This is a genomic window from Ruegeria sp. BB9, assembly GCF_056539345.1.
This window is the reverse complement of record NZ_JBQFUU010000002.1, coordinates 458,896-484,341: the sequence shown is the minus strand read 5'-3', so window position 1 is coordinate 484,341 and position 25,446 is coordinate 458,896. Positions and strand designations below refer to the sequence as shown.

Here is a 25,446-nt window from a genome sequence, read left to right as displayed (position 1 = left end):
CCGAACCGTCACGACCCGCAATGATCCAGATCAACGAAATCGGCTAAGGGGTCCGGGCCATGACACATTATGCAGCCATCATGCTCGCCGCCGGGATCGGAGTTCCGATTCTCGCCGCGCTGAATGCGGCGCTCGGAAAGCTGATCGGCTCGCCCACCACCGCTGCGGTCATCCTGTTTGCCGTGGCGTTTGGATCTTCGGCGCTGGTGATGCTGCTGTTCCCCGGAACACAAGCTTTGGCAAAGGTTGCGCAGACCCCGAAACATCTGCTGTTGGGTGGGGTTCTGATTGCCTTCTACGTGCTATCCATTACCCACGTCGCACCGCATTTCGGCGTCGGCAACGCGGTGTTCTTCGTGCTGTTGGGGCAGTTGATCAGCACCGCGGCCATCGACCATTTCGGCCTTTTCGGCGCGCAGGTCACACCGCTGACCCTGATGCGCGCCGGCGGGATCGCGGTGATGGCCGTAGGCGTCGCGATCACTCAGCTGGCCTGAGCACACCCCCATCCAGCCGCAGCATCCGGTCCATACGCGCCGCAAGGTCAAGGTTGTGCGTGGCAATCAACGCCGACAGGCCGGACTCGCGCACCAAATCCATCAGCGCGGCAAAGACCTGATCCGAGGTACCCGGGTCCAGATTCCCTGTTGGCTCGTCCGCCAGCAGGACACGCGGTTCATTGGCTAGGGCCCGGCAGAAGGCCACCCGCTGCTGCTCGCCCCCCGACAAAGCTGCCGGGCGGTGGTCGGCACGTTCGGCGACGCCGACACGTCCCAGCAGATCCATCGCGCGGGCCTTGGCCGCCCTGTCGGACACCCCGTTGGCCAATTGCGGAAGCACGACATTTTCCAGCGCGGTGAATTCCGGCAGCAGGTGATGAAACTGATAGACAAAACCCACATCCCGCCGACGCATCGCGGTGCGGGTGCGGTCGCCCTTGCCGGTCGCGTCCTGACCGCCGATTTCGACCGTCCCGGAATCCGGTGTATCCAGCAGACCGGCGATATGCAGAAGGGTCGACTTGCCCGCCCCCGAGGGCGCCACAAGAGCTACCGCCTCGCCCGCGCGCAGCTCCAGATCGGCGCCGCGCAGCACCTGCACCTTGGCGGGCGTGCCTTTCAGATAGGTCTTGGTCAGGCCGGTCAGACGCAAGGTGACATCATTCATATCGCAGCGCCTCGACCGGGTTCAGCCGTGCCGCACGGCGGGCCGGGAAATAGGTGACGAAGAAGGACAGACCCAGCGACAGCCCAACCGCCTTGAGCACGTCCGACAGGTGCAGCTCGGCCGGCAAGGCATAAATGCCCCTTATCGTCGGATCCCAGACGCCGCCGCCCATCACGTAGTTCACGAAAGAGAAGATCGGGTCGATATAGAGAGCGAACAGACAGCCCAGGATGACGCCCATCGCGGTGCCGATGATCCCGGTGAAGGCACCACAGATGAAAAACACCCGCAGGATCGACCCCTCGCTCAGCCCGATAGTGCGCAGGATGCCGATGTCGCGCCCCTTGTTCTTGACCAGCATGATCAGGCCCGAGACGATGTTCATAGCGGCGATCAGCACGAGGATCGACAGGATGATGAACATCACGTTGTCCTCGACCTCAAGCGCGCGCAGAAAGCCGCCTGACGCGTCCTGCCATGTCCAGATCTGCGACCGTTCTCCCGCCGCCTCAAGGATGGGGATCAGGATCGGGTTCAGGTCCTCGGGGCGGTCGACCATCACTTCGATCTCGTCGGCGACGCCCTCGCGGTTGAAAAAACTCTGCGCCTCGGAAAACGGCATGTAGACGCGGGTGCGGTCGATGTCATAGCGCCCGGCCGAAAACACGTAGACGACTTCATAGGCATTCACGCGGGGCGAGGTGCCGAAGGCGGTCTTGACCCCGTTGGGCGAGGTCAGCTTGACCCGATCCCCCACCGTTGCACCGATGGCGCGGGCCACGCCCGAGCCGATGGCGATCCCCTCCTCGAACCGGGACAGGTCGCCGTAGGCCTGATCGCTTTCGGCAATACCGGGCAGGCTGTGCAGGTCATCAGGGCGGATACCGAACACCTCGACCCCGCTGCTGCGATCGCGGTTGGTGATCAGAACTTGCCCCTTGACCAGCGGAGCAGCGCGCTGAACACCCGGCACCTGCGCGATACGTTCGGCCATGGCGTCGTATTCAACGATGGTGCGATCAACCTGCCCTTGCGCGTCCAGTTCGCCGGCCGAGTAGACTGTTACATGAGCGTTGGCCCCAAGAATGGTGCCCACGAATTCGGACCGGAACCCAGACCGGACCGCCAGCGTGGCGATCAGCGCGAAAACTGCCAGCGTGATTCCGATCAACGAGATCCAGGTCATCACGCTTACACCGCCCTCGGCACGCCGGGCGCGCAGATAGCGCCAGGCGATCTTCCATTCGAATGCGGCAAAGGGAGGGGGTGTTCTGGCCATTCCTGCTCCGGCAAATAAGATCGGGTGACCCTTGTCCCGAACGCATTTTCGGTCAAATCAACTACCCCAATTGATGAAACAGCTTCAAGCCAAAAGCGCCAAAATCAAGTTCGACAAAGCACGCACTCAATCCAAAAACTCGTCAGGCGAGCAATACACAGGAACAGACATGAAGGCCAAATCCCTCACAATACGCGGAAGTTTGTTTCCAAGATATCAACAAAACGAGAAGATGAACTCCAACTGAGTTCGTTTTGCAACCAAAGTGGAGCAATATAGTTTCTGGTTTTGCTTATTACGCGAAACTTTGTCACACTATCGGGTGGGGGGACACATTAACCAGTATAAGAGCGGGGTCGCTCATGAGTTTTCAGAAGGAACTATTTAGTCTTGGTACGGCCGGGATCAAAAACAAATCAACTGAGCTTGATAGCGAAAGCGCTGCGTTGCTACGGGCATCCATCAGACCACTTTTCACAAACGCCTTAGACTGGGGCGCATTGTCTGGCATCCTTCGGGAAAAGGGATACAGCCTTGCGTTTCGGGATGGACGTCTGTGCCTGATCGATCAGGCGACAGGTGACCGGGTGTGCGGGCTGAAATTTCTGGGATTTGAACTGCGCGAACTGGTGCGGCGAATGGGTCGCCCGATGGTGATCGCCCGCGGTGCTAACGCGGATGGCGACTTGATCATCTCCAGCCCTGATCCCAAGCTGCGGGAAAGCTAAACATACGAGGCCGACAAGTCGAGCAACGCAATCCGACCATTGTCCTGCACTCAGGTTCGGTTTGTCCTTTGGTGTTGCCACGCATTCCTGCGAAAGAACTTTCTTATCTTGTATTTGGTGCGCGACTTTGCGCGTTCGCTCATGAACTCTTCACCCGCATCTTCGGCTATGACATCAGTCAGTAATACTTCTGCGTCCCAAGGATCATACTCTATCAACCTCCGTTCTTTGAGAGAGGGCCGGTAGAACGATGTTGCGACCGCGTTAAACATGGTCGCGGCGAAGGACATGGACGAGTTGGATATGGCCACATGCGGAGCAACGCACAAAGCCATGAAATCCGTTACAAATTCCGGAGACGGAAGCGGGTGAGGGGCATCTTTTGCAGAAACCGTTCTGAAGGCATCAAAACCTCCCAACACTTCATCTAGTTCGTCACTGGCAACATAAACCGTAAGTTCTCCGACCCTTTTCTGCAGAGTAGCAAGCCAAGCCGTGTACCATTCGGAAGGCGCACGAAAGAAAATTCCAGTCCCGTAGTCGCCCCGCCGCATATGTACCGCGACAACGGTTCCTGGCAATTCCGAAAACCAGCCCTGTAGTCGTTTTGCAAAGTCTGAATAGGGCGGTTTGAACGAAAACTCTCCACACAATCGATCCCGTTGCGGGGAGTAGAAACTCGTTGGATACTGAAAATATCCAGACACATCTACGCCATCCAACGGGCCAGTCGCATTCCGAATGGGGCAATGCTGCGGGTCTTTAATATCCTCAACCAACTTCCGATCCTGTTCGGGCAGACTGTTGCGGCCCGGCTGAATCTTGAAAATGACGTCTCCGTCCCAAGGCGGATTTGCAAACTCCAGACCATATTTGGCGGCATGGAAAGACAGGAACATGTATTGGAAAATCTGATTCCCAAATCGACCGTTGCCACCGATTTCCGCATTAGTGATCAAATTCCCACCACCTTACCAAGAGGAATCTATTTATAACGACGCCTTGCTTTTTCGCCAGAACTGCCATGCCCGACGGCGCGCCTTCTTAAGACTTTGCCTAAGAGCCGGTCTGAGGGCTTCGGGGAATTCGTCGATTGATTGTAATGTCCGGCACAAGCTGAGGGGCATGTTTCCCTGATAGTACCAACTCAGGCAATCCGCGACTGTGTAGTTCCTCGACAGTGATTCAAAACCGTTTATGAAAGTGTACCACGCCATAGCGTAATCTCGCGCAACGCGCGCATCGTCTGCCGACGCCCCGCGCGATGAATACTCCGAGATTGGCATTTCTAGATCGACCCCCTTAGCGCCGCCCGCAAACATACGAAGCACCAAATCATAATCCGATGCGACTGCGAAACCCAGATCATGCCCGCGAAGCCTATTAAACAAGTCGCTTCGGATGAAGACCGAGTTGTGTGAAAAAGGCATCCGCTGAAGAACTGAATTCGGATCGGGACGGCGGTCTTTTAAGATCTGGCCGTCTGAGCCGCGCTCGACTGTCGAGCCGTAGGCAAAGTCCGGTCCTCTTCTAACCAAAACGTCTGCCGCCCGGTTCAGAACATCATCCGCGGCCAACGAGTCGTCGGAATTGAGGAACAGAACGTATTCGCCGCGTGCCGCTTCGACGCCGCGGTTCATCGCGTCGTACAGGCCTTGGTCCGGTTCACTGATCAGGCGTGTACGCGGCGCGTCGGCGATCAAGTCCTGAATGAATTCGACCGTCCCGTCCGTTGATGCTCCGTCCTGAATGATGTGCTCGGAACGGTCGCAATTCTGCCGCGCCATGCATTCGATGACGCGGCGAAATGTGTCCTGGCGCCCTTGGGACAGCAGGTTCCAAGTTGCCGTGATCACCGAGATCAGCGGCGCGTCACCGGTTTCAGACGGTGCGCTCATAGATCTCGGCAATGCGGGTTACGGCGGCCTCGGGGCTCAGTTCTTCGCTTTCGCCGGTGCGGCGGCTGGTCAACTCGACCACTCCGTTCTTCAACCCGCGCGGGCCGACGGTGATGCGCCAGGGCAGGCCGATCAGATCCATCGTGGCGAACTTGCCCCCTGCCCGCTCGTTGCGGTCGTCATAGAGCGGCTCGAGCCCCAGCGCGGTCAGCGCCTTGTAGATCTTGTCACAGGCCGCGTCGGCCTCGTCATCGCCCTGTTTCAGGTTGACGATGCCGCAGTGGAACGGGGTCACGCCCTCGGGCCAGATGATACCCTTGTCGTCGTGGCTGGCCTCGATGATCGCGCCGATCAGGCGGCTGACGCCGATGCCGTGGCTGCCCATGTGCACCGGAACCTGCTTGCCGTCGGGGCCTTGTACCGTGGCGCCCAACGGCTCGGAATACTTGGTGCCGAAATAGAAGATCTGACCCACCTCGATGCCACGCGCGCTACGGCGGCGTTCCTCGGGCACCTGCTGGAACAGGGCCTCGTCATGGGTCTCATCCGTTCGGGCGTAGAGCGACGTGAACTCCTCCATGATCGCCTGGCACTGGGCCTTGTCGTCATAGTCGATGTCGCGCTGCCCCAGACGGATGTCAGTGACCGCGCTGTCATAGAACACCTCGGATTCGCCGGTATCGGCCAGCACCAGGAATTCATGCGTGTCGTCCCCGCCGATCGGGCCGCTGTCGGCGCGCATCGGGATCGCCTGCAGGCCCATGCGCTCATAGGTGCGCAGATAGCTGACCAGGTGGCGGTTATAAGCGTGCAGCGCGTCCTCTTTCGTCAGATCGAAATTGTAGCCGTCCTTCATGTAGAACTCGCGGCCGCGCATCACGCCGAAACGGGGGCGGATCTCGTCGCGGAACTTCCACTGGATCTGGTAGAGCGTCAGCGGCAGGTCCTTGTAGCTGCTGACGTGACCGCGGAAAATGTCGGTGACCAGTTCCTCGGCGGTAGGGGTATAGAGCATATCGCGGCCATGGCGGTCCTGCATACGCAGCATTTCCTGACCGTAATCATCATAGCGCCCGGATTCCCGCCACAGATCGGCCGATTGCAGGATCGGCATCTGGATCGGGATGTGCCCGGCGCGGATCTGCTCCTCGTGCACGATGTTTTCCAGCTTGCGCAGCACCTTGAAACCCAGCGGCAGCCACGAATAGATCCCGGCGGCAGCCTGCTTGATCATCCCGGCGCGAAGCATCAGCCGGTGGCTGACGATCTGGGCCTCGGACGGGTTTTCCTTGAGTACGGGCAGAAAGTAACGGCTGAGGCGCATATTTTTACCTTGCAGGTGAGAATTCCACGGCCACGTGATTATGCGAAAGCCCCGCCGGGGGCAATCGGGCAATGGCGGATTTGCGACCTCAGGTCAGTCGGAATTTTGATTGACCCGCCAATCAGGTCTCGAAACAGTGGGAAAACTTCTGAAGACGAGGCCCCAATGCAGACCATCCGCGAACCCGCCCGAGACATCCCCGTGGTGCACAAGACTGACGTACTGGTGGTGGGCTCTGGCCCGGCAGGGCTGGCCGCTGCGCTTGCGGCCGCGCGCGCCGGGGCCGAAGTCGCTCTGCTGGACCGTTTCGGCTGCATGGGCGGCAATATCACCGCCGTCGGTGTCGAGGGCTTTGCCTGGTACCGACACGACAAGACCATCGAGGCCGGCGGCATCGGATGGGAGTTCGAGCAACGCGCCAAGGAGATGGGCGCGGCGGTCCCGGAAAGCCAATCGCTGAGCTACGAGTTGGACAGTGAGGGGTTCAAGCTGGTGGCTGACCGGTTGGTGGAAGAGGCCGGTGTCCGCCCGATGCTGCATCGCCAGTTCGTGGCCCCAATCATGGACGGCGACCGGATCACCGGTGTGATCACCGAGTCGAAGGCGGGGCGCGAGGCGATCGTTGCCCGTATCGTGATCGACGCCACCGGCGATGCCGACGTGGCCCACCGTGCCGGCGCCCCGACCCGCAAGACCGAGCCGGAAAAGATGATGGCGGCCTCGGTCATGTTCCACCTGGCCGGGGTCGACAAGCGCGCCTTCATGGAGGGCGTAAAGGCCGACCCGCAGACCTACAAGGACTGGGGCGGCGGCGGCGAATGGAACATCGAAACCAGCGGCAAAGAGGACGACATGTTTTCGCCCTTCGTCTACAAGCCGTTCCAGCAAGCCATCGACCAGGGCCTGATCCCGGCGCATCTCAACACCATCGCGGGCACCTGGGGTGCAATGCACGACACGGGCGAGCTGACCTACATGAACCTGATCCACTTGGCCGGGATCGACGGAACAGACCCGGACAGCCTGACCAGGGGCGAGATCGAGGGCCGCCGCCAGACCATGCTGGCGATTGACGCTCTGCGCCGGTTCATGCCCGGATGCGAAAACGCACGGCTGCGCAACTTCGGCATGACCATCGGCATCCGTGACACCCGCAAGATCGACGCGGTCTACAACATGACCGAAGACGACGTGCGCCATCAGGGCCGGTTCGAGGACACGATCGGGATCTACCCCGAGTTCATCGACGGTTACGGCGTCCTGATCCTGCCCACCACCGGGCGCTACATGCAGGTACCCTACCGTTCGATGCTGCCCGAGGGGGTGCGTGGGCTGCTTGTGGCTGGCCGGTCTCACGGGGCCGACCGCATCGCCCACGCGGCGACACGCAACATGGCCTGCTGCGCTGTGATGGGCCAAGGGGCCGGCATCGCGGCCGCCATCGCACTCAAAAGCAATCAGGAGCTGTCCGAATTGAACCTGACCCCGGTTCATTCCGAATTGGACAGACAGGGCGTGAGGATCCACTGATGGAACGCATCCCGACGATCGGCATTGCGCCTTTGATGCAGGAGAACCACCCTGACCGCGGGAAAATCGTCCAGCAGGTCATGGATACGTGCACCGGGATAGGTTTCCTTTCGATCACCGGCACCGGCATCCCGCCAGAGCTTGTAGAAAGGGTCCGGATTTGCGTTCGCGCAATCTTCGACGTGGACGAAGCCAGCAAATGGCAGCAGGCGATCACCCGCGAGAACTATCGCGGATATATCCCGATGGGGTTCTTCACGCCCAATGACGGGTCGGGACATGCGGACAAGTATGAGGGCTACAAGCTGCACAACGAAGTGGCCAAGGATGCGCCCATCCGCCGGGATTGCGCGCTGTACGGACCCAACCTCTGGCCCGCAGAAGTACCGGATTCGCAGGACATCATCCTTGAATACTGGGCGCGATTGGATCAGGTGGCCGACAGCTTGCTGGGCGCGTTGGAGGCCGGGCTGGAACTGCCTGCGGGCAGCCTGCGGAATGCCTTCTGCGACCCGTTGACCAACATGACTTTGCTGCACTACCCGCCGCAGGCCCCCGAAGAAGGCGGTTATGGCATCCACCCCCACAAAGACACTGACGCGTTGACCATCATCGCCCCCGACCCGGTGGGTGGGCTGGAGGTCCAGACGCGGGGTGGCGGCTGGATCACTCCCGACTGCCCGAACGGTGGGTTTGTCGTCAACATCGGGGACATGCTCGAGCTCTGGTCCGGTGGTCGCCTGAAATCGACCCCGCACCGCGTGGTCAACCGATCCGGAAAGGAGCGCTACTCCTTTCCCTATTTCGCGGTACCACGGCACGACGTTGTGGTTTCTCCGCTGCTGCCGCCGCTGCCGGGATTTGACCGCCCGTCTGTGCATTGCGGTCACTGGTCCGCCGAGATCTGGCGCACCAACTGGTCCGACGAGACCGCCGCTGAAGACACGCCGGAACTGGGCACTCTGCACGACTGAGACACAAAAACACTGATCCATGAACCGCTTGCATCGCGGGCCTTCATCAGCCAAGAACAGGGGCAACGACGCAGTCAGGAGGCCGCGATGGCGTTGCCGGTTCGGGATCAATTCAGATATTGGGGCATCGCCGCTGCGATATTCATATTGCTGTTGTGGCTGCTGGGCGACGTTCTGCTGCCATTCGTGATCGGCGGCGCAGTGGCTTATTTCCTGGATCCCGTAGCCGACAGGCTGGAGAACATGGGGCTTTCTCGCGCGGCTGCGACGGCGATCATTACCGTCTTCAGCATTCTTGCCTTTGCCTTGATGATCCTGATGGTGGTTCCGGCCCTGATCACTCAGCTGATCGATCTGGTGGACGTACTGCCCAGCCTGTTCCAGGAATTGCGAGCCTTCGTCGAGCGGCAATTCCCGTCGCTGCTGGACCGGGAATCGAACACCCACCAGTTCCTTCTTTCAATGGGCGACACGCTGAAGGGCAAAACAGGCGACATCCTCGAAACGGTCATGGCCTCGGTCGGGTCAGCGGTGAACATCGTGGTCCTTTTGGTGATTGTTCCCGTAGTGGCCGTCTACCTTTTGCTGGATTGGGACCGGATGATCGCCCGGATCAACGATTTACTGCCCCGGGACCATGCGCCGACGATCCGCAAACTGGCGGCAGATATTGACGCTGTGCTTGCCTCGTTCGTGCGCGGCATGGGTACGGTTTGCCTTATCCTGGGTACTTACTACGCCGTTGCCTTGATGATCGTCGGCCTTCAATTCGGCCTGGTGGTCGGTTTCATCGCCGGGTTGGTCACCTTCATTCCCTATCTGGGCGCTTTGATCGGCGGTACGCTGGCTATCGGCCTGGCGCTGTTCCAATTCTGGGGTGACTGGGCTTCGATCGGCCTGGTGGCCGGGATATTCGCCATCGGCCAGGTCGTCGAAGGCAATTTCCTGACCCCCAAGCTGGTTGGTGACTCGGTCGGGCTTCACCCGGTCTGGTTGCTTCTGGCCTTGTCCGTCTTTGGCGCGCTGTTCGGGTTTGTCGGCATGCTGATCGCTGTTCCGGTCGCTGCGGCCTTGGGCGTGCTTGCACGTTTCGGAACTTCGCAATATCTGACAAGTCGCCTGTACACGGGGCGTGACGAGCTGGATCCGGAAAACGAGTGAATGGCCAAACAGCTGAGCTTTGATCTTCCGGCGATGACGGCGCTGGGGCGCGAGGATTTCTTCGTATCCCCCGCGAATGCGCTGGCCGTCGCAATGATCTCGGCCAATTCATGGCCGGGCAATAAGCTGGTCCTGAGCGGCCCGGCCGGATCAGGTAAAACCCATCTTGCGCATGTCTGGGCCGCCGAGACAGGCGGGCGTATCGTGCAGGCCGCTGATCTGAAACACGAAGATGTTCCCGCACTTGCGCAAGGTCCCGTGGCGGTCGAGGACATCCCCATGATCGCCGGGGATATAGACCAGCAGAAAACCTTGTTTCACCTGCACAATCTGGTTCTGGCCGAGGGGCATGCCTTGCTGATGACCGGGCGCCTTGCTCCCAAATATTGGGAACTTCCGCTGGCCGATCTGCAAAGCCGGGTCGAGGGGGCCCATCATGTGGCGCTTGATCCGCCCGATGATGCCTTGCTGTGCGCGGTTCTGGCCAAGCTGTTCGTCGACCGACAGTTGAACCCGGGGCCGGACGTCATCGCCTACCTCGTCAAGCACATGGATCGCCGGTTTGAAACCGCAGCCGACGTGGTGGCCCAACTGGATCAGGTCGCTCTGGCCGAAAAGCGCGAGATCACACGGACCTTGGCCGTGCGCGTTCTGAACAACGAAATCGACACGGCGGTTTCCGGTGATTGACCCGTGGGGTCCGATTTCGCATCCTGCGCGAGGCAACGTTGGGGAGATCATGGAACAGAGCGCTGCAAGGATCCCGGACTGGGGACCATTCGGAAAACCGCTGTTCGACCATCCGGGAATCCGCGATCTCTCGCGCGTTGGCGTGGTGGATGTCGGGTCGAACTCGGTCCGGATGGTTATCTTTGACGGCGCGGCCCGGTCTCCCGCATATTTCTACAACGAAAAAGTCATGTGCGAGCTTGGCGCCGGGCTGTCGGAAACCGGCAGGCTGAACCCGCGCGGTCGCGTACGTGCGCTGGCGGCGCTGCGGCGCTTTGAGCACCTGTCCCGCGATCTTGGCCTTCCCGGACTGCACGTTGTGGCCACCGCCGCCGTGCGCGAGGCGGAAGACGGTCCGGAGTTCTGTCAGGAGGTTCTGGCCGAGACAGGGCTGCATATCTCGGTCATCGACGGCGAGGAAGAGGCCCGATTGTCGGCACAGGGTGTCCTGCTGGGCTGGCCCGGCGCCTACGGCCTGATCTGCGACATCGGTGGTTCGTCCATGGAGCTGGCAGAGATCGGCGGCGGATCGGTCGGACGGTGCGTGTCCTCGTCTCTGGGGCCGCTCAAACTCCGGGATATCAAGGGCGGACGCCGCGCCCGCAAGGCCCACATCAAGGAAACACTCGAGGCGCTGCGTGACCAGATGGGGCCGCAGCGCGACCGACTGTTCCTGGTCGGCGGAAGCTGGCGAGCCTTTGCAAGGTTGGACATGCTGCGCCGCGGATATCCGCTGAACGTGCTGCACGAATACCGCATGACCACCAAGCAGGTGCGCGAAACGATCAAGTTCATCGAAAAGGGCGACCACGAACACCTGCGCTCTCAGGCCGGGGTCTCAAGCTCGCGGATGGCCCTGATTCCCTACGCCATGGACGTGCTGTCGCGGCTGATCCGCACCTTCAAACCCAAAGACATCGCAATATCCAGCTATGGTATCCGCGAGGGCCTGTTGTACGAGCAGATGCCCCAGATTCTGCGGGATTGCGACCCTTTGATCGAGGCCTGCCGGTTCTCGGAACAAAAGGACGCTCGCCTGCCAGGTTTCGGGCCGCATCTTTATGATTTCGTGATGCCGCTGTTCCGGTCCGCCCCTCCGGCCCGAGTTCGGCTGATCAAGGCGGCCTGCCTGCTGCACGATGTCAGCTGGCGCGCCCACCCCGATTATCGGGCCGAGGTCTGTTTCGACAATGTGACTCGCGCCAACCTGGGCGGCCTGAAACACTCGGAACGTGTCTTCATCGGACTTGCCCTGCAGCATCGGTACCGGAACAAGCGAGAGGGCAACCGGTTCGCCCCTCTGTACGAACTGCTGGACGAGCGCGACCAGAAGCAGGCCGAGATTCTGGGAAAGGCCATGCGTTTTGGCGCAATGCTCTGGATGCAGAACGACGCGGCCACCGGAAAGTTGCGGTTCTACCCCAAGAAACGCGAACTGGAGTTTTATCTGCCCAAATCGCTCAGCCCCTTGTTCAACGAAGTGGCCGAGGCAAGGTTCGAGTCACTGGCGAACGCGCTGAAATCACGCCCGATCGTCAAAATCTAGGGCTGATCTGGACTATTAGATATCCGTTGCGCCTTCGTCGTCCTCTTTGGGGGCAACCTCGTCGGGCTGGTCGGGAACGTCCGGTTTCCTGCGGATGATAATGTCGCCATTGGGCAGCATCTCGGGCGCCTCATAGGCGCTCCAATCCTTGACCTTGCCGCCGATCTCGGCAAGGGCCGGGCCCATCTCCTCGATAAAGGACTGCATGGCCGGGCCGAATTCCTCGGCAAGCCCCAGAAGGTCCTCAAGGGCGGGCTCCATTTCCTTTCGCAGGCCCTCGAAGAACAGTTCGGCCCCCTGCTCCATCAGGGACTTACCGCCTTCGTCCTGGGCCGCGGCCGGCGCGGCAAAAAGGGCCGTGGCACCTATCAGCATCAATCGTTTCATGACCTGAAATATAAGGGGCGCGATCAGTTGTTGAAAGGGTCAGATGTCGATGTCCAGCGTCACCGGGAAATGATCAGAGGCCGTGACCAAGGCATCGCGCAATTCCGGCACCGTCCAGCAGTGCTCGTCCCGGAACGGGTGCCAAATGCGCCAGACCGGATTGCGGACCCTCAGATCCTCGCTGATCATGATGTAGTCCAGCAGCGCCTCCAGATATTGGCCTTCCTTCGGGCGGGCAAAGCGCGCGGTCGATGGGATCCAACCCGGCCGAGGTCGAAGTGCCTGTGCGGGATGCGGATCGTACAGGCCGGTTTCCAGAAGGATTTCCACCGATGACCGCCCGAAAAGATGTTCGAATTCATCCAATCCCGGCCCGTCATTCAAGTCTCCCAGCAAGATCACCGGTTCAGCAGCGGCTGTGTGCGCGCGCACACGGCGCGACAGCCAGACGGCCTGAGCCAACTGCTTGCGTCGGTTCGCGATAGAGATGCGCAAGGCTTCGTCGCGTGATTGGGCTCCGTGCGGCGCCTTGGACTTCAGATGTGCACCGATCAACCGGAACTCGAACCCGGCCCGGGTGCGGACCGCCAGTTCCATGGGGGGTTTTGAAAACCGCACCAGATCCTCGGTCGCGTCAATGTCCAGGTCGATCCGAAACTCGCGGTCAAAGCGTGGAAGATCGTCGGGGTCGTGGCCGCCATCTTGCACTCCTTTTGGGTCGTGCCGGGCGGTCAAGGCATCGGGATCATACAAGAGTGCCAGTTCCTGATGCGTATCGTTGGCGAAACCCATGATCGCATTGGATGTACGCAGATCGAACGTCTCGGCGAAATGCTGCAAGGCGCGCACCGTGTTTTGCGATTTGCCCGTATTCGGCGCCTCGACGATCAGCATGGCGTCGGCGTCGACGGCCGTCAGCACCGTCGCAATGGCCTCGATCTGCTGAGCCTTGGTGACATTGTGCCGCCCCGACCAGCTGTCATCGACAACCAGTTCATCATTGCGGTCGAACAAATTGGCGAACCATTCGATATTGTAGGTCGCCAGACGCATCGCCTCAGACCCGCGCGCCGTTGATTTCATCCCAGGCGCGGTTGATGTCGATCATCTTTTTCTCGGCAAGGCGAATTGCTTCTTCGGGAACACCCCGGGCCATCATCGCATCGGGATGTGTATCACGTACAAGCCTGCGCCAGATTTTTCGGATCTCGGGTAGCGGAGTGTCAGGGGTCACGCCCAGAACGGTGTAAGGATCCTTGGGCGCATCTGGAACGAAGCGCGCACGCAGGGCTTTGAACTGTGCATCAGTCTGGCCGAAAATCCGCGCCACATCCTCCAGAAACTCGTTTTCGTTGGGATGATAGAACCCGTCCGCCATGGCGATGTGAAACAGCCCCTCCATGAGGTCGCACAGGGTGGTGCTGTCTTCGGCGAACATGCGCGCGATCTTGCGTGCGTATTCCTGATACCCGGCCACATCCGTCCGGGCCATGTTGAACACGCGCGCCGCGCCGGCCTCTTCCTCCGGCGGAATGCGAAACACCTCGCGAAACGCGGTCACCTCGTCGCGGGTCACCTGCCCGTCCGCCTTGGCCATCTTTGCGCCCAAAGCGATGACAGCAATCGCGAAGGCCACCGAGCGTTCGGGCGGCGTGCGCAGCTTTTCAAAAACAGCCGTCAGGCTTTCACCTTTGGCAAGCGCGCTCAGCGCTTCGGATATGCGGGACCAGATCGACATGGGCGCACACTAGCGCGCCGAGTACGGACTGTCAGGTGCGACCATTCATTCCGGAGCCAGAATTTTCTGCATCAGCACAAGATCCAGCCAACGCCCCCATTTATGACCAACTTCCGGCATTCGGCCGACCGCCTCAAAACCGACCGCCGCATGAAAGGAAATCGCGCCCGGGTTCTCGGCCGAGATTCCAGCGACCAGAACATGCACGCCTTGCGATCGCGCCACCTCCTCCAAGGTTCGGATCAGCGCGCGACCCGCGCCCCGCCCCCGGCCTTCAGAAGCCAGCAGGATGGTGTGTTCCCGGCTGTGCGCATATCCGGGACCCGAGCGAAAACCGCCGTAAGTCGCATATCCCACGACACGGCCGTCAAGCTCGGCAACTTGGAACGCCAGCCCTCGCTCGTCGATATCCCGCGCGATTTCTTCGGGGCTTCGCTCGGTCGTGGTAAACGTGATCAGCGTCTCGCGGATGATCGAATTGGTGATCTCCGCAATTTCAGCCGCATCCCGGGGCAGAGCCGGGCGAATGATCATTCCAGTACCCGCGGTCCGTGCGGCGTTTCAAATTCAGCCCGCAGAGCCGCAGGCCCGGAATCAAAAACTACCCTGTCGAGCGGGCCGAGCAATTGCGCCAAATCCAGCGCGTCCGGGTGAAAGACCACCAGCCGCCGCAGGTGGCAGCCACTGGCCCGCAGCATGCCAGCCGGATGCAAGTCACCTTGCCATTGAATTAAGGCGGGAAACAGGTTGTCGAACGGCAAACGCCCCGATCCCGGCACCGCCATCCTCCACCGCAAGGCACCACGATCAAGTTCATGGATATCGCCTATGTCGATTGAGAATCCATCGACATAGGCCTGCAGATCCGAAACCTGGCAGACCCAGTTGCTGAGCCTCGGCGGCCCCGAGAAACGATCAAGATCAAACCAACGTGGCCGCCCAGGATCGGCGGCGTCCGGGTCAATTGCGATCGCTTCAAGATACAGGCCCTCGTCTAGGCCCAGAAGCTTGTTGTAGGTGCCGAATTTTCCATGTTTGCCACCGGGCACCATCGGAATACCCAAGGCCTGCTCTACATGCGCGACCGCCTCGTCCAAAGTCGACGCGGCCACCGCCAGATGATCAAGCTCCATATTTGTGCCTCCAGCGTCCAAAACCGACCTCATGCCGTCGGATACCATGAAAAGCCTGACTTGGGCACTTCATCTGACACCAAACATCCCCGCGAGCGATGCCCGAGGCTGCAGGCATCGCGCACAAGGGGACAGAAAGCCCCCCAAAGTCACAGTTCAGGCGCGCGCCTCGCGGATCAGGCGCAGAATGTCCTGCGCCGCCTCGGGGATGTTGGTCCCCGGCCCGAAGATGGCCTTGACCCCGTGATCGTACAGGAACTGATAATCCTGCTGGGGGATGACGCCACCACAGATCACGATGATATCCTCGGCGCCAGCCTTCTTCAGTTCTTCCACCAATTGCGGTGCCAGCGTCTTGTGGCCCGCCGCCTGGCTGGAAATGCCAACCACATGCACGTCATTGTCGATCGCGTCCTGCGCGGCCTCGGCCGGGGTCTGGAACAGCGGGCCGACGTCCACGTCGAAACCGATGTCGGCGAAGGCGGTGGCGATCACCTTGGCCCCGCGGTCGTGGCCGTCCTGACCCATCTTCACCACCAGAAGACGCGGGCGGCGGCCCTCTTCCTCGGCAAATTCCTCGATCGATTTCTGGATGGCGGCAAAGCCCTCGTCACCTTCGTAAGCTGCGCCATAGACACCAGCCAGCGTTTTCACTTCGGCCCGATGACGGCCGAATTCCTTTTCCATTGCCATGCTGATCTCTCCTACGGTTGCGCGGGCACGCGCGGCCTCGACGGCGGCTTCCAGCAGGTTGCCCCCCTCTTTCGCGCGCCGGGTCAGTTGGTCCAGCGCAGCCTGACAGGATGCCTCGTCCCGGGTCGCGCGGATACGCTCCAGCCGGGCGATCTGCGCCTCGCGGACAGCCTGGTTGTCGACCTCGAGGATTTCGATCGGGTCTTCCTTTTCCTTGCGGTACTTGTTGACCCCGACGATCACCTCTTCGCCGCGGTCGATCATGGCCTGACGGCGCGCGGCGCTTTCCTCGATCCGTAGCTTGGGCATGCCGCTGGCCACGGCCTTGGTCATGCCGCCCATCTCCTCGACCTCTTCCATCAGGGCCCAGGCTTTTTCGACCAGTTCATTGGTCAGGCTTTCCACATAGTAGGAGCCAGCCAACGGATCGACCACATCGGTAACGCCGGTTTCTTCCTGCAATACCAACTGTGTATTCCGGGCAATGCGGGCCGAGAAATCGGTGGGCAGAGCAATCGCCTCGTCCAGCGCGTTGGTATGCAGCGACTGTGTACCGCCCAGCACCGCGCTCATTGCCTCATATGCCGTGCGGATCACGTTGTTGTAGGGGTCCTGTTCCTGCAACGACACGCCCGAAGTCTGGCAGTGGGTGCGCAGCATCTTCGAGCGGTCCGACTTGGCCCCGAATTCGGTCATCACCCGGTGCCACAGCGTACGCGCGGCGCGCAGCTTGGCGATCTCCATGAAAAAGTTCATGCCGATGGCAAAGAAGAACGACAGACGGCCAGCGAACTTGTCCACGTCCATTCCCGCGTCGATGGCTGCGCGCACATATTCGCGCCCGTCGGCCAGAGTATAGGCCAGTTCCTGCACCAGGTTCGCCCCGGCCTCTTGCATGTGGTAGCCCGAGATCGAGATCGAGTTGAACTTGGGCATCTCGTTCGAGGTATATTCGATGATGTCCGAGATGATCCGCATGGAAGGCTCAGGCGGGTAGATATAGGTGTTGCGGACCATGAATTCCTTCAGAATGTCGTTCTGAATGGTACCCGCAAGAACCGATTTGTCGTGGCCCTGCTCTTCGCCGGTGACGATGAAATTGGCCAGGATCGGAATCACCGCGCCGTTCATCGTCATCGAGACCGAGACCTGATCTAGCGGAATGCCGTCGAACAGGATCTTCATGTCCTCGACGCTGTCGATGGCCACCCCGGCCTTGCCCACATCGCCCACCACGCGCGGGTGGTCGCTGTCATAGCCGCGGTGCGTGGCCAGATCGAAAGCCACCGAAACGCCCTGCTGACCGGCCGCAAGGTTGCGGCGGTAGAAGGCATTCGATTCTTCGGCAGTGGAAAAACCTGCATATTGGCGGATGGTCCACGGACGCCCTGCATACATCGTGGCCTTCACACCGCGTGTGAAAGGCCCGAAGCCGGGCAACGACCCGATATGCGGCAGGTTCTCGATGTCGTCCTGCGTGTACAGCGGCTTGACCTCGATCCCCTCCAGCGTCGTCTTGGAGAGGTCTTCGACAGAGCGCCCACGCAGCTCCTTTTCGGCCAGGGCGCGCCAATCCTTCGTGTTGGTCATAGCGTAATCCTCTTGTCTGTTCCCGTCGCGGGCCCGCATGGCACGCCGAGGGGCTGGGTATGTGTATGAAGGGGCCGACCAGACGCACGGCAGATCCGATCATTCATTTTTTTGATAGTCGCACGCATTTCGCCGGTCGCATTCGCGGCAACTGGGTCTATATTCAAAGGAACAGGAGACCACATGACCCGCACGCTTGCCCTTGTTTTGTCAGCTTTTTTGCCTGTGGCCGCCGTCGCCGCCGACGGTGCGGCCTCGGATGAAACCGCGTATATCCGGCCAGCCGGAGACAGCGATCTGAACGAGTTTCTGTGGACACACCGCCCCATAGTGGTGTTCGCCGATACGCCAGCCGACCCCAGATTCCAGCAGCAGATCGACATGTTGCTGGAGGGCGAAGACATGATGCGTGACCGGGACGTCATCGTTCTGACCGACACCGACCCTTCGGCGCGCTCCCCGATCCGGACGCAACTGCGCCCGCGCGGGTTCGCGATGGTCTTCGTCGACAAGGACGGGGTGGTGAAACTGCGCAAACCCACGCCGTGGAGCGTGCGCGAGATCAGCCGCTCCATCGACAAGACCCCCCTGCGCGAGCGCGAAGTCCGCGAGCGGCGCTGACGACCGCAATCCGCCCGGCGGAGGGGGTCTGCCACGCCCGCCTCATCCGCACCGAAGGTGCAGATGGCGGCCGAACGGGCAAAACCCACATTTTCCGGGCAGGCACACATGGGCGTTATTCGAACTCCATGATCACGTCATCGACGGCCAGGCTGTCGCCCGGACCGGCGTTGATCTTGGAGACAACGCCTCGGCGCTCGGCGCGCAGGATGTTCTCCATCTTCATCGCCTCGACCGTGCACAGCGCCTGACCTTCCTGCACCTCTTGGCCGACCTCGACATCGATCTTCACGATCAGGCCCGGCATCGGGCACAGCAGCATCTTCGAGGTGTCTGGCGGCAGTTTCTCGGGCATCAGCTTGGCCAGTTCGGCAGCGCGCGGCCGGCGCACATGCACCTTCAGGTCCGCCCCCCGGTTACGGATGCGGAACCCGCCCGAGATCTTGCCGACCTTCAGCACAAGCGGGCTGCCGTCCACGTCCAGAACCGCCAACTGGTCACCTGGCGTCCAGTCCGAGCTGACGCGCAGGGCGGCGCCGTCCTCGAACTTGACCGTGGCACCGTCGCGGTCTGCATTCACCTGCACCGTATATTCCTGCCCCTGCAGCGTGACCACCCAACGCTTGCCGACTTTTCGCTCGTGATTGTCCATCCGGCCCGACACACGGGTGCGGCGGATCTCGGCCACCCTGTGCATCGCCGCACACGAGGCCGCGATGCGGCGCAGGTCGCCTTCGGGCAGTTCGACACCGTTGAACCCATCGGGATATTCCTCGGCGATGAAGGCGGTGGTCATATCACCACTGACGAATTTCGGATGATCCATCACCGCCGACAGGAACGGCAGGTTGTGGCCGATGCCTTCGACCTCGAAACTGTCCAGCGCCACGCGCATCGCTTCGATCGCCTGTTCGCGGGTCGGCGCCCAGGTGCACAGCTTGGCGATCATCGGGTCGTAGTACATGCTGATCTCGCCGCCTTCATAGACGCCTGTATCGTTGCGCACGGCTGTCTCGCCACTAGGCGCATCGCCCTGCCATTTGCCGTTTTCCAGCAGCGGCCCCGCGGCCACCTCCTGCGGCGGACGATAGCGGGTCAGCCGCCCGATTGAGGGCAGGAAGTTGCGATAAGGATCCTCGGCATACAGCCGGTTCTCGATCGCCCAGCCGGTCAGCTTTACGTCGTCCTGGGTGATCGACAGCGGCTCGCCTGCGGCGACGCGGATCATCTGTTCGACCAGATCGACACCGGTGATCAGCTCGGTCACCGGGTGTTCCACCTGGAGGCGGGTGTTCATTTCCAGGAAGTAGAAATTCTTGTCGCCATCCACGATGAATTCCACCGTGCCCGCGCTGGCATAGCCCACGGCCTTGGCCAGCGCCACGGCCTGTTCGCCCATCGCGCGGCGGGTCGCCTCGTCGAGGAAGGGCGACGGGGCCTCTTCCACCACTTTCTGGTTGCGGCGCTGGATCGAGCATTCCCGCTCGCCCAGGTAGATGCCGTTGCCATGCGTGTCGCACAGAACCTGAATCTCGATGTGGCGCGGTTGCGTCACGAATTTCTCGATGAAGATCCGGTCATCCCCGAACGAATTCGCTGCCTCGTTCTTCGAGCTTTGAAAACCCTCGCGCGCCTCCTCGTCGTTCCAGGCGATGCGCATGCCTTTGCCGCCCCCGCCGGCGCTGGCCTTGATCATCACCGGATAGCCGATCTGCTGGCTGATCTTCACCGCCTCGTCCGCATCCTCGATCAGGCCCATGTATCCGGGAACGGTGCTGACATCGGCCTCCTGCGCGATCTTCTTCGAGGTGATCTTGTCACCCATGGCTTCGATCGCCCCTTTCGGGGGGCCCACGAACACGACGCCTTCGGCCTCAAGCGCTTCGGCGAATTTCGCGTTTTCGGACAGGAAGCCATAGCCCGGATGCACCGCCTGCGCGCCCGTCTGGCGGATGGCGTCCATCACCTTGTCGATCACGATGTAGGACTGGTTCGCCGGCGGGGGGCCGATGTGAACCGCCTCGTCGGCCATTTCCACATGCAACGCGTGCTTGTCGGCATCCGAGTAGATGGCGACAGTGCCGATTCCCATTTTCCGAGCGGTCTTAATGACCCGACAGGCAATCTCGCCTCGGTTGGCGATCAGGATCTTGTTGAACATGGAACGTCCTCTGTCTTTGTGTTCTGGACAAACGAAAACGCCGCTGCCGGGCTGATGCCCCGCAACGGCGTTCCGTCAAATGATGGCCGGGACGGCGCGCGCCCCGGAAAACCGGTATCAGTTACAGTTGTTTTGCGTCTTGCAATACAGCACGTTGCCGGCCGCACCGACCGCAGCCCCAAGGATCGGGTCCGCGCTGAGAACCGCAGCCCCGACAGCCCCGACACCGCCGCCGAGCAGCGCCTGTTCCCCGGTTGAATCACCGCAGGCTGCCAACCCGCCGCAGGTTGCGAGCGCAAGGAAAACTCGTGAGATTCGCATGTATACTGCCCCTTTTGGTTTCTTGTCGAATTGAACAGCAAATGCCTGAATCGGGCTTTGTTATTCAATATCAAACGGGGTGAAACAGGGCTTTGCGCAGGTTTTTGCCGCCCTGGCTCCGCAGTTCGGGCAAAGAAAAGCGCGGGCAGGTCTGTGTTGGAAACACGGTCCTGCCCGCGGAAGGAAGGGGTACGGAATAGTAGGTGCATGTGCGGCGCAGGCAAAGTCGAGCCGCACGGCCCGTTCACCTTGCACAGCAAAAATGCGGCCGCCAACGGATCAATTGCAACGCCGGAAATTCCGGCTGGAAATTGCCCATTCCCAGAAACGGCGCGCAGGTTCGTGCCGAAAGAGCCCGGTTTGCAACGGGTTCCGGCACAGACTTCAGCCATCACTGGGCGCCGACTGGACCGCATATCCGGTCGCCGCCGGATCGCGCTCCAAGCAGATGAACCCATGATATTTGGCTGAAGGCTCATGCCGAACTATGCCTCCCCACCGAAGATATCGGGGAAGGATTGCCGCGCGGTCTCAAAGTCGATCTTCAGCAACGCATCATAGCTGGCCGGATCGAACGGATCCTCGGCAGGCACGACCTCGCGCCCAAACAGCCAGCTGAGGCGGCCAGCGTCCAGATTTCCGCGTTCAAACGGCTGATCACCGAAATGCTCCCACAGAGCTTCGAGGAATGCCGTATCGGCACGCTTGTCAGCGGCTTTTCGGTCCCGAAAGCGTTCACGGCGGGTCAATGGCGTCACGCCCTTGGGGTTTGCCCGGCGGATCGTGAACTGGAAATCGGTTCCCGGCAGCCGTCCGGGGAAGCCACGGTGCTTCAACATGCCGGCACCTCGTTCAAAAAACCGGTCCGCGACGGGCACCCGCGCAGGGATGAATGTGTCATGCGTATCTCCAAAGCCGCATCAGTTTCTCGGAATGCTCCGACGACATGAGATCGGGAAATCATGTTCAGAGTCCCTCCCAGATACATGCGGATTGCTCCAACCGGTAGGCTTCAAAATACTGCGTCGCATCCGGAGACGAGTTGCCGAATTCCACCGGGCGGTCGGACAGCGAGATCACGACCCGCGCCGGGCTGAGTTGATGGTGCGCGACATAAGGAATGGCCAGTGTCTGACACAGATGCTCCATGTCGGTCGCGGCCACGTCATAGCCGATACCGCCCACCTCATCGCCAATCTTGGGCGCGACAAATCGAAACCGCAGCCAGAGTTCGCCCGGGTTGGTATCGACCAGAACGTCCTCAAGTGTCACCGGCTGGCCGGATGGAACCGGCAACAGGTTCCCGTCCTGCGCGACACCGGGCGATCCAAAACACATGAAAGCCAGAACAAGATCGCGACCCCGGACCCGCCACGGGCAGGCTCCTCCTTCCGGGGTCGCAGGCGCCAGGATCATCTCCTGCGCTGTTCCGTATCTGGTGGCTGGGATCATGAAACGGTTTTGTGTCAGCGGTCAATCAGGAACATTCGTGGATCGAACCGGGGCAAAGCGCCCCGGCGGATTACAGCGGAATGTTGTCGTGTTTCTTCCAAGGGTTCTTCAGCTGCTTGTTGCGCAGGCTGGCAAAGGCCCGCGACACACGGCGGCGCGTCGAGTGCGGCATGATCACCTCGTCGATGAAGCCGCGTTCGGCCGCGACAAACGGGTTGGCGAACCGATCCTCATAGTCCTGAGTGTGCTTCGCGATCTTATCCGGGTCTCCCAGATCGGCGCGGTGGATGATTTCGGTTGCACCCTTCGCGCCCATCACCGCGATTTCGGCGGTTGGCCAGGCATAGTTGAAATCACCGCGCAGGTGCTTTGACGCCATGACGTCATAGGCGCCGCCGTAAGCCTTGCGAGTGATCACGGTCACCTTGGGCACAGTTGCTTCGCCATAGGCAAACAACAGTTTGGCGCCATGTTTGATGACACCGCCATATTCCTGGCTGGTGCCGGGCAAAAAGCCGGGAACGTCCACCAGGGTCAGGATCGGAATCTCAAAACAGTCGCAGAACCGTACAAACCGTGCGGCCTTGCGGCTGCTGTCAATGTCCAGACACCCCGCCAGAACCATCGGCTGGTTGGCCACCACGCCGACGGTCTGCCCCTCAAGCCGGATGAAGCCGGTGATGATGTTTTTCGCGAAATCCTCCTGGATTTCATAGAAATCACCCTCATCGGCTACCTTGGTGATCAGTTCCTTCATGTCGTAGGGGGTGTTGGGGTTTTCCGGGACCAGCGTGTCCAGAGAAGTCTCGATCCGCCCCGGCTCGTCAAAGAACGGGCGCACGGGCGGCTTTTCCCGGTTGTTGAGCGGCAGGAAGTCGACCAGCCGCCGCACCTCGGCCAGCGCCTCGACATCGTTTTCGAATGCGCCATCAGCCACACTGGACTTCTTGGTATGGGTCGACGCACCGCCCAGTTCCTCGGCGGTGACGACCTCGTTGGTGACCGTCTTCACCACGTCGGGGCCGGTCACGAACATGTACGACGTGTCCTTGACCATGAAGATGAAGTCGGTCATCGCCGGGCTGTAGACCGCGCCACCGGCACAGGGGCCCATGATCACCGAGATCTGCGGCACCACGCCCGAGGCCATGATGTTGCGCTGGAACACCTCAGCATAGCCCGCCAGCGAGGCGACACCTTCTTGGATTCGCGCCCCGCCCGAGTCGTTGATGCCGATCACCGGCGCGCCGTTTTGCATGGCCATATCCATGATCTTGCAGATCTTCTGCGCATGCGTTTCCGACAGAGATCCGCCAAACACGGTAAAGTCCTGGCTGAACACATAGACCATGCGGCCGTTGATCGTGCCCCATCCGGTCACGACACCGTCGCCCGCAGGTTTCTGTTTTTCCATGCCGAAATCGGTGCAGCGATGGGTCACGAACATGTCGAACTCTTCAAAGCTGCCCTCATCGACCAGAAGCTCGATCCGCTCGCGCGCCGTCAGCTTGCCCCGCGCATGTTGCGCATCGATCCGTTTTTGCCCGCCACCCAGGCGCGCGTCCTCACGGCGGTTCTCAAGCTCGGCAAGGATGTCCTTCATCACGATTTTCCCCTGTCAAATTTGTCGCGACAATATAGATTGCTCCGCATCACCCAAAGGCCTTTTCGGCAAATTTGCAAATTTTTGGCAATTACATTTCTGAGAATTGCAAATCAGTTAATGTTTGTGCATCGGCATGGCCTTTCCCGAATACCGGAATTATGAGTGAACCATGCAGTTCAGTTCCACGTCTACGCACCGCTCTCCACCCAAGCTGCTAACGCTTGTCCTGCTGTCGGGACTGTCGGCGCTCAGCATGAACCTGTTCCTTCCCAGCCTGCCTTTCATGGCAGCCTATTTTGAGGCCGACTACAAGGTCATGCAGCTGTCGATTGCGTTGTATCTGCTGATCAACGCCGTTCTGCAGATCCTGATCGGTCCGATCGCCGACAAGGCCGGGCGGCGGCCGGTGCTGCTGTGGGGGCTGGTGCTGTTTCTGCTGGCAACGCTGGGGTGCATCTACGCCCCAAACGTCGAGACATTTCTTGCCTTTCGCATGGGGCAGGCCGTTATCGTCGTGGGGATCGTCCTCAGCCGCGCAGCGGTGCGCGACATGTATGACCAGGATCAGGCCGCATCCATGATCGGTTATGTCACCATGGGCATGGCCGTCGTGCCGATGATCGGACCGGCCATCGGGGGTATTCTGGAGGAAAGCTTTGGCTGGAAGGCCAATTTCTGGCTGCCTTTCGGACTGGCCGCCTTCGCGCTGGCGCTGACCTATCATGACTTCGGAGAAACCTCGGCCAAGAGCGGCAAAACCCTGATCCAACAGTTTCGGGAGTATCCCGAACTGCTGACCTCTCCGCGATTCTGGGGGTATTCGCTGTCATCCGCGTTGTCGTCTGGCGCGTTCTTCGCCTATCTGGGTGGCGCGCCTTTCATCGGCACCGAGATCTTTGGCCTAACCGCCGCCGAAGTCGGAATCTATTTCGGCGCCCCTGCCGTCGGTTACTTCTTCGGAAACTTCATCAGCGGCCGGTACTCGGTGCGTTATGGCGTCAACCGGATGGTGCGCTGGGGCTGCTGGCTGAACGCAATCGGCGTCGCGTTGTCCGCGGTTCTGTTTCTGGCGGGTTGGGGCTCGGCGCTCAGCTTTTTCGGGTTCATGACATTCGTCGGCTTGGGCAACGGCATGTCGATCCCGAATGCAACCGCCGGATCGCTGTCCGTGCGACCACATCTGGCTGCGACCGCATCCGGGCTAAGCGGCGCGATCATGCTGGGCGGCGGCGCAGCTCTCAGCGCCCTAGCCGGTGCAATGCTGACCAATGAAACCGGCGCCATGCCGCTGTTGTGGTTGATGTTGGCCACATCGGTCCTGGCCATAGTCGCGATCAGCAGCGTGATCTGGCGGGAACGTCAACTCGGCATCTAGCCACCTTGCACCCGGGACTTTGCAAAGTTAGCC

At 60.7% G+C, this 25,446-nt stretch carries 25 protein-coding genes; 9 read left to right on the top strand and 16 right to left on the bottom strand.

The window, feature by feature from the left end:
• The first annotated feature begins 59 nt into the window (after nt 1-59).
• Nucleotides 60-497, top strand: coding sequence for a DMT family transporter (locus ACR0FC_RS09810; protein ID WP_170340233.1), 438 nt, complete (start codon nt 60-62; stop codon nt 495-497).
• Here ACR0FC_RS09810 and ACR0FC_RS09805 read toward each other — a convergent pair.
• Together ACR0FC_RS09805 and ACR0FC_RS09800 are read right to left on the bottom strand one after the other, a co-directional pair.
• The gene (locus ACR0FC_RS09805; protein WP_170340230.1) at nt 481-1,167 is read right to left on the bottom strand and encodes an ABC transporter ATP-binding protein; all 687 of its coding nucleotides are present in this window, start codon (nt 1,165-1,167) and stop codon (nt 481-483) included. The genes ACR0FC_RS09810 and ACR0FC_RS09805 overlap by 17 nt on opposite strands.
• Complete coding sequence (locus ACR0FC_RS09800) at nt 1,160-2,446, bottom strand: lipoprotein-releasing ABC transporter permease subunit (RefSeq protein WP_170340228.1); 1,287 nt, start codon at nt 2,444-2,446, stop codon at nt 1,160-1,162. Before ACR0FC_RS09800 ends, ACR0FC_RS09805 begins: the two co-directional genes overlap by 8 nt.
• A 362-nt stretch (nt 2,447-2,808) precedes the next feature.
• Here ACR0FC_RS09800 and ACR0FC_RS09795 point away from each other — a divergent pair, with 362 nt between their 5' ends.
• A complete protein-coding gene (locus tag ACR0FC_RS09795) occupies nt 2,809-3,174 on the top strand; it encodes a hypothetical protein (protein ID WP_170340227.1) in 366 nt (121 codons plus the stop codon).
• Between the two features lie 50 nt (nt 3,175-3,224).
• Here ACR0FC_RS09795 and ACR0FC_RS09790 read toward each other — a convergent pair whose 3' ends face one another.
• Genes ACR0FC_RS09790 through proS form a run of 3 tightly spaced genes read right to left on the bottom strand, consistent with a single transcriptional unit; the run spans nt 3,225 to nt 6,396 of the window.
• Nucleotides 3,225-4,133 carry an O-fucosyltransferase family protein gene (locus ACR0FC_RS09790; RefSeq protein ID WP_170340225.1) on the bottom strand — a complete coding sequence of 303 codons (909 nt, stop codon included), beginning with the start codon at nt 4,131-4,133 and terminating at the stop codon, nt 3,225-3,227.
• Between the two features lie 30 nt (nt 4,134-4,163).
• A complete protein-coding gene (locus ACR0FC_RS09785) occupies nt 4,164-5,072 on the bottom strand; it encodes a glycosyltransferase family 2 protein (protein WP_170340223.1) in 909 nt (302 codons plus the stop codon).
• Nucleotides 5,056-6,396 (bottom strand): proline--tRNA ligase, encoded by a 1,341-nt coding sequence (gene proS, locus ACR0FC_RS09780; protein WP_170340222.1) that lies wholly within the window; start codon nt 6,394-6,396, stop codon nt 5,056-5,058. The genes ACR0FC_RS09785 and proS overlap by 17 nt, the downstream gene beginning before the upstream one ends.
• A gap of 165 nt (nt 6,397-6,561) precedes the next feature.
• Here proS and ACR0FC_RS09775 point away from each other — a divergent pair, with 165 nt between their 5' ends.
• The 5 genes from ACR0FC_RS09775 to ACR0FC_RS09755 all read left to right on the top strand — a co-directional run bounded on the left by ACR0FC_RS09775 (nt 6,562) and on the right by ACR0FC_RS09755 (nt 12,336).
• Nucleotides 6,562-7,926 carry an FAD-dependent oxidoreductase gene (locus ACR0FC_RS09775; protein WP_170340220.1) on the top strand — a complete coding sequence of 455 codons (1,365 nt, stop codon included), beginning with the start codon at nt 6,562-6,564 and terminating at the stop codon, nt 7,924-7,926.
• Nucleotides 7,926-8,900: an isopenicillin N synthase family dioxygenase gene (locus tag ACR0FC_RS09770; RefSeq protein WP_170340218.1), complete on the top strand. Its 975-nt coding sequence runs from the start codon at nt 7,926-7,928 to the stop codon at nt 8,898-8,900. Before ACR0FC_RS09775 ends, ACR0FC_RS09770 begins: the two co-directional genes overlap by 1 nt.
• 87 nt (nt 8,901-8,987) lie before the next feature.
• A complete protein-coding gene (locus ACR0FC_RS09765) occupies nt 8,988-10,061 on the top strand; it encodes an AI-2E family transporter (RefSeq protein WP_170340216.1) in 1,074 nt (357 codons plus the stop codon).
• Complete coding sequence (locus tag ACR0FC_RS09760) at nt 10,062-10,751, top strand: HdaA/DnaA family protein (RefSeq protein ID WP_170340214.1); 690 nt, start codon at nt 10,062-10,064, stop codon at nt 10,749-10,751.
• Between the two features lie 49 nt (nt 10,752-10,800).
• A complete protein-coding gene (locus ACR0FC_RS09755) occupies nt 10,801-12,336 on the top strand; it encodes a Ppx/GppA family phosphatase (RefSeq protein WP_170340212.1) in 1,536 nt (511 codons plus the stop codon).
• A gap of 15 nt (nt 12,337-12,351) precedes the next feature.
• On the opposite strand, the gene ACR0FC_RS09750 is transcribed toward ACR0FC_RS09755, so the two are convergent.
• The 6 genes from ACR0FC_RS09750 to scpA all read right to left on the bottom strand — a co-directional run bounded on the left by ACR0FC_RS09750 (nt 12,352) and on the right by scpA (nt 17,916).
• Nucleotides 12,352-12,711 carry a hypothetical protein gene (locus ACR0FC_RS09750; RefSeq protein WP_254432848.1) on the bottom strand — a complete coding sequence of 120 codons (360 nt, stop codon included), beginning with the start codon at nt 12,709-12,711 and terminating at the stop codon, nt 12,352-12,354.
• Between the two features lie 51 nt (nt 12,712-12,762).
• Nucleotides 12,763-13,776 (bottom strand): endonuclease/exonuclease/phosphatase family protein, encoded by a 1,014-nt coding sequence (locus tag ACR0FC_RS09745; RefSeq protein ID WP_170340536.1) that lies wholly within the window; start codon nt 13,774-13,776, stop codon nt 12,763-12,765.
• A 4-nt stretch (nt 13,777-13,780) separates the two neighbouring features.
• The gene (locus tag ACR0FC_RS09740) at nt 13,781-14,461 is read right to left on the bottom strand and encodes a molecular chaperone DjiA (RefSeq protein WP_170340209.1); all 681 of its coding nucleotides are present in this window, start codon (nt 14,459-14,461) and stop codon (nt 13,781-13,783) included.
• 45 nt (nt 14,462-14,506) lie between these two features.
• On the bottom strand, nt 14,507-14,995 hold the full coding sequence (locus tag ACR0FC_RS09735) for a GNAT family N-acetyltransferase (protein ID WP_170340207.1): 489 nt from the start codon (nt 14,993-14,995) through the stop codon (nt 14,507-14,509).
• Nucleotides 14,992-15,594, bottom strand: coding sequence for a VOC family protein (locus ACR0FC_RS09730; protein ID WP_170340205.1), 603 nt, complete (start codon nt 15,592-15,594; stop codon nt 14,992-14,994). The genes ACR0FC_RS09735 and ACR0FC_RS09730 overlap by 4 nt, the downstream gene beginning before the upstream one ends.
• Nucleotides 15,595-15,750: 156 nt before the next feature.
• Nucleotides 15,751-17,916, bottom strand: coding sequence for a methylmalonyl-CoA mutase (gene scpA / locus ACR0FC_RS09725; RefSeq protein WP_170340204.1), 2,166 nt, complete (start codon nt 17,914-17,916; stop codon nt 15,751-15,753).
• A gap of 144 nt (nt 17,917-18,060) precedes the next feature.
• On the opposite strand from scpA, the gene ACR0FC_RS09720 reads away from it, so the two are divergent.
• Nucleotides 18,061-18,498 (top strand): DUF4174 domain-containing protein, encoded by a 438-nt coding sequence (locus ACR0FC_RS09720; protein WP_170340202.1) that lies wholly within the window; start codon nt 18,061-18,063, stop codon nt 18,496-18,498.
• Between the two features lie 115 nt (nt 18,499-18,613).
• Here the strand turns inward: ACR0FC_RS09720 and ACR0FC_RS09715 are convergent, their stop codons facing one another.
• The 5 genes from ACR0FC_RS09715 to ACR0FC_RS09695 all read right to left on the bottom strand — a co-directional run bounded on the left by ACR0FC_RS09715 (nt 18,614) and on the right by ACR0FC_RS09695 (nt 24,035).
• A complete protein-coding gene (locus tag ACR0FC_RS09715; RefSeq protein ID WP_170340200.1) occupies nt 18,614-20,659 on the bottom strand; it encodes an acetyl-CoA carboxylase biotin carboxylase subunit in 2,046 nt (681 codons plus the stop codon).
• A 117-nt stretch (nt 20,660-20,776) separates the two neighbouring features.
• The gene (locus ACR0FC_RS09710; protein ID WP_093964781.1) at nt 20,777-20,980 is read right to left on the bottom strand and encodes a hypothetical protein; all 204 of its coding nucleotides are present in this window, start codon (nt 20,978-20,980) and stop codon (nt 20,777-20,779) included.
• A 485-nt stretch (nt 20,981-21,465) separates the two neighbouring features.
• Complete coding sequence (locus ACR0FC_RS09705) at nt 21,466-21,819, bottom strand: hypothetical protein (protein WP_170340198.1); 354 nt, start codon at nt 21,817-21,819, stop codon at nt 21,466-21,468.
• 127 nt (nt 21,820-21,946) lie between these two features.
• On the bottom strand, nt 21,947-22,432 hold the full coding sequence (locus ACR0FC_RS09700; protein WP_170340196.1) for a DUF6497 family protein: 486 nt from the start codon (nt 22,430-22,432) through the stop codon (nt 21,947-21,949).
• Nucleotides 22,433-22,502: 70 nt separating this feature from the next.
• Nucleotides 22,503-24,035 (bottom strand): acyl-CoA carboxylase subunit beta, encoded by a 1,533-nt coding sequence (locus ACR0FC_RS09695; RefSeq protein ID WP_170340194.1) that lies wholly within the window; start codon nt 24,033-24,035, stop codon nt 22,503-22,505.
• Between the two features lie 172 nt (nt 24,036-24,207).
• Here ACR0FC_RS09695 and ACR0FC_RS09690 point away from each other — a divergent pair, with 172 nt between their 5' ends.
• Entirely contained in the window at nt 24,208-25,413 is a 1,206-nt protein-coding gene (locus ACR0FC_RS09690; RefSeq protein ID WP_170340193.1) for a multidrug effflux MFS transporter, read from the top strand.
• The last annotated feature ends 33 nt before the right edge of the window (nt 25,414-25,446 follow it).

Coding starts and splice junctions, on each gene's coding strand:
- ACR0FC_RS09810 (WP_170340233.1), top strand. CDS start 60: ATGACACATTATGCAGCCATCATGCTCGCCGCCGGGATCGGAGTTCCG.
- ACR0FC_RS09805 (WP_170340230.1), bottom strand. CDS start 1,167: ATGAATGATGTCACCTTGCGTCTGACCGGCCTGACCAAGACCTATCTG.
- ACR0FC_RS09800 (WP_170340228.1), bottom strand. CDS start 2,446: ATGGCCAGAACACCCCCTCCCTTTGCCGCATTCGAATGGAAGATCGCC.
- ACR0FC_RS09795 (WP_170340227.1), top strand. CDS start 2,809: ATGAGTTTTCAGAAGGAACTATTTAGTCTTGGTACGGCCGGGATCAAA.
- ACR0FC_RS09785 (WP_170340223.1), bottom strand. CDS start 5,072: ATGAGCGCACCGTCTGAAACCGGTGACGCGCCGCTGATCTCGGTGATC.
- proS (WP_170340222.1), bottom strand. CDS start 6,396: ATGCGCCTCAGCCGTTACTTTCTGCCCGTACTCAAGGAAAACCCGTCC.
- ACR0FC_RS09775 (WP_170340220.1), top strand. CDS start 6,562: ATGCAGACCATCCGCGAACCCGCCCGAGACATCCCCGTGGTGCACAAG.
- ACR0FC_RS09770 (WP_170340218.1), top strand. CDS start 7,926: ATGGAACGCATCCCGACGATCGGCATTGCGCCTTTGATGCAGGAGAAC.
- ACR0FC_RS09765 (WP_170340216.1), top strand. CDS start 8,988: ATGGCGTTGCCGGTTCGGGATCAATTCAGATATTGGGGCATCGCCGCT.
- ACR0FC_RS09760 (WP_170340214.1), top strand. CDS start 10,062: ATGGCCAAACAGCTGAGCTTTGATCTTCCGGCGATGACGGCGCTGGGG.
- ACR0FC_RS09755 (WP_170340212.1), top strand. CDS start 10,801: ATGGAACAGAGCGCTGCAAGGATCCCGGACTGGGGACCATTCGGAAAA.
- ACR0FC_RS09750 (WP_254432848.1), bottom strand. CDS start 12,711: ATGCTGATAGGTGCCACGGCCCTTTTTGCCGCGCCGGCCGCGGCCCAG.
- ACR0FC_RS09745 (WP_170340536.1), bottom strand. CDS start 13,776: ATGCGTCTGGCGACCTACAATATCGAATGGTTCGCCAATTTGTTCGAC.
- ACR0FC_RS09740 (WP_170340209.1), bottom strand. CDS start 14,461: ATGTCGATCTGGTCCCGCATATCCGAAGCGCTGAGCGCGCTTGCCAAA.
- ACR0FC_RS09735 (WP_170340207.1), bottom strand. CDS start 14,995: ATGATCATTCGCCCGGCTCTGCCCCGGGATGCGGCTGAAATTGCGGAG.
- ACR0FC_RS09730 (WP_170340205.1), bottom strand. CDS start 15,594: ATGGAGCTTGATCATCTGGCGGTGGCCGCGTCGACTTTGGACGAGGCG.
- scpA (WP_170340204.1), bottom strand. CDS start 17,916: ATGCGGGCCCGCGACGGGAACAGACAAGAGGATTACGCTATGACCAAC.
- ACR0FC_RS09720 (WP_170340202.1), top strand. CDS start 18,061: ATGACCCGCACGCTTGCCCTTGTTTTGTCAGCTTTTTTGCCTGTGGCC.
- ACR0FC_RS09715 (WP_170340200.1), bottom strand. CDS start 20,659: ATGTTCAACAAGATCCTGATCGCCAACCGAGGCGAGATTGCCTGTCGG.
- ACR0FC_RS09710 (WP_093964781.1), bottom strand. CDS start 20,980: ATGCGAATCTCACGAGTTTTCCTTGCGCTCGCAACCTGCGGCGGGTTG.
- ACR0FC_RS09705 (WP_170340198.1), bottom strand. CDS start 21,819: ATGTTGAAGCACCGTGGCTTCCCCGGACGGCTGCCGGGAACCGATTTC.
- ACR0FC_RS09700 (WP_170340196.1), bottom strand. CDS start 22,432: ATGATCCCAGCCACCAGATACGGAACAGCGCAGGAGATGATCCTGGCG.
- ACR0FC_RS09695 (WP_170340194.1), bottom strand. CDS start 24,035: ATGAAGGACATCCTTGCCGAGCTTGAGAACCGCCGTGAGGACGCGCGC.
- ACR0FC_RS09690 (WP_170340193.1), top strand. CDS start 24,208: ATGCAGTTCAGTTCCACGTCTACGCACCGCTCTCCACCCAAGCTGCTA.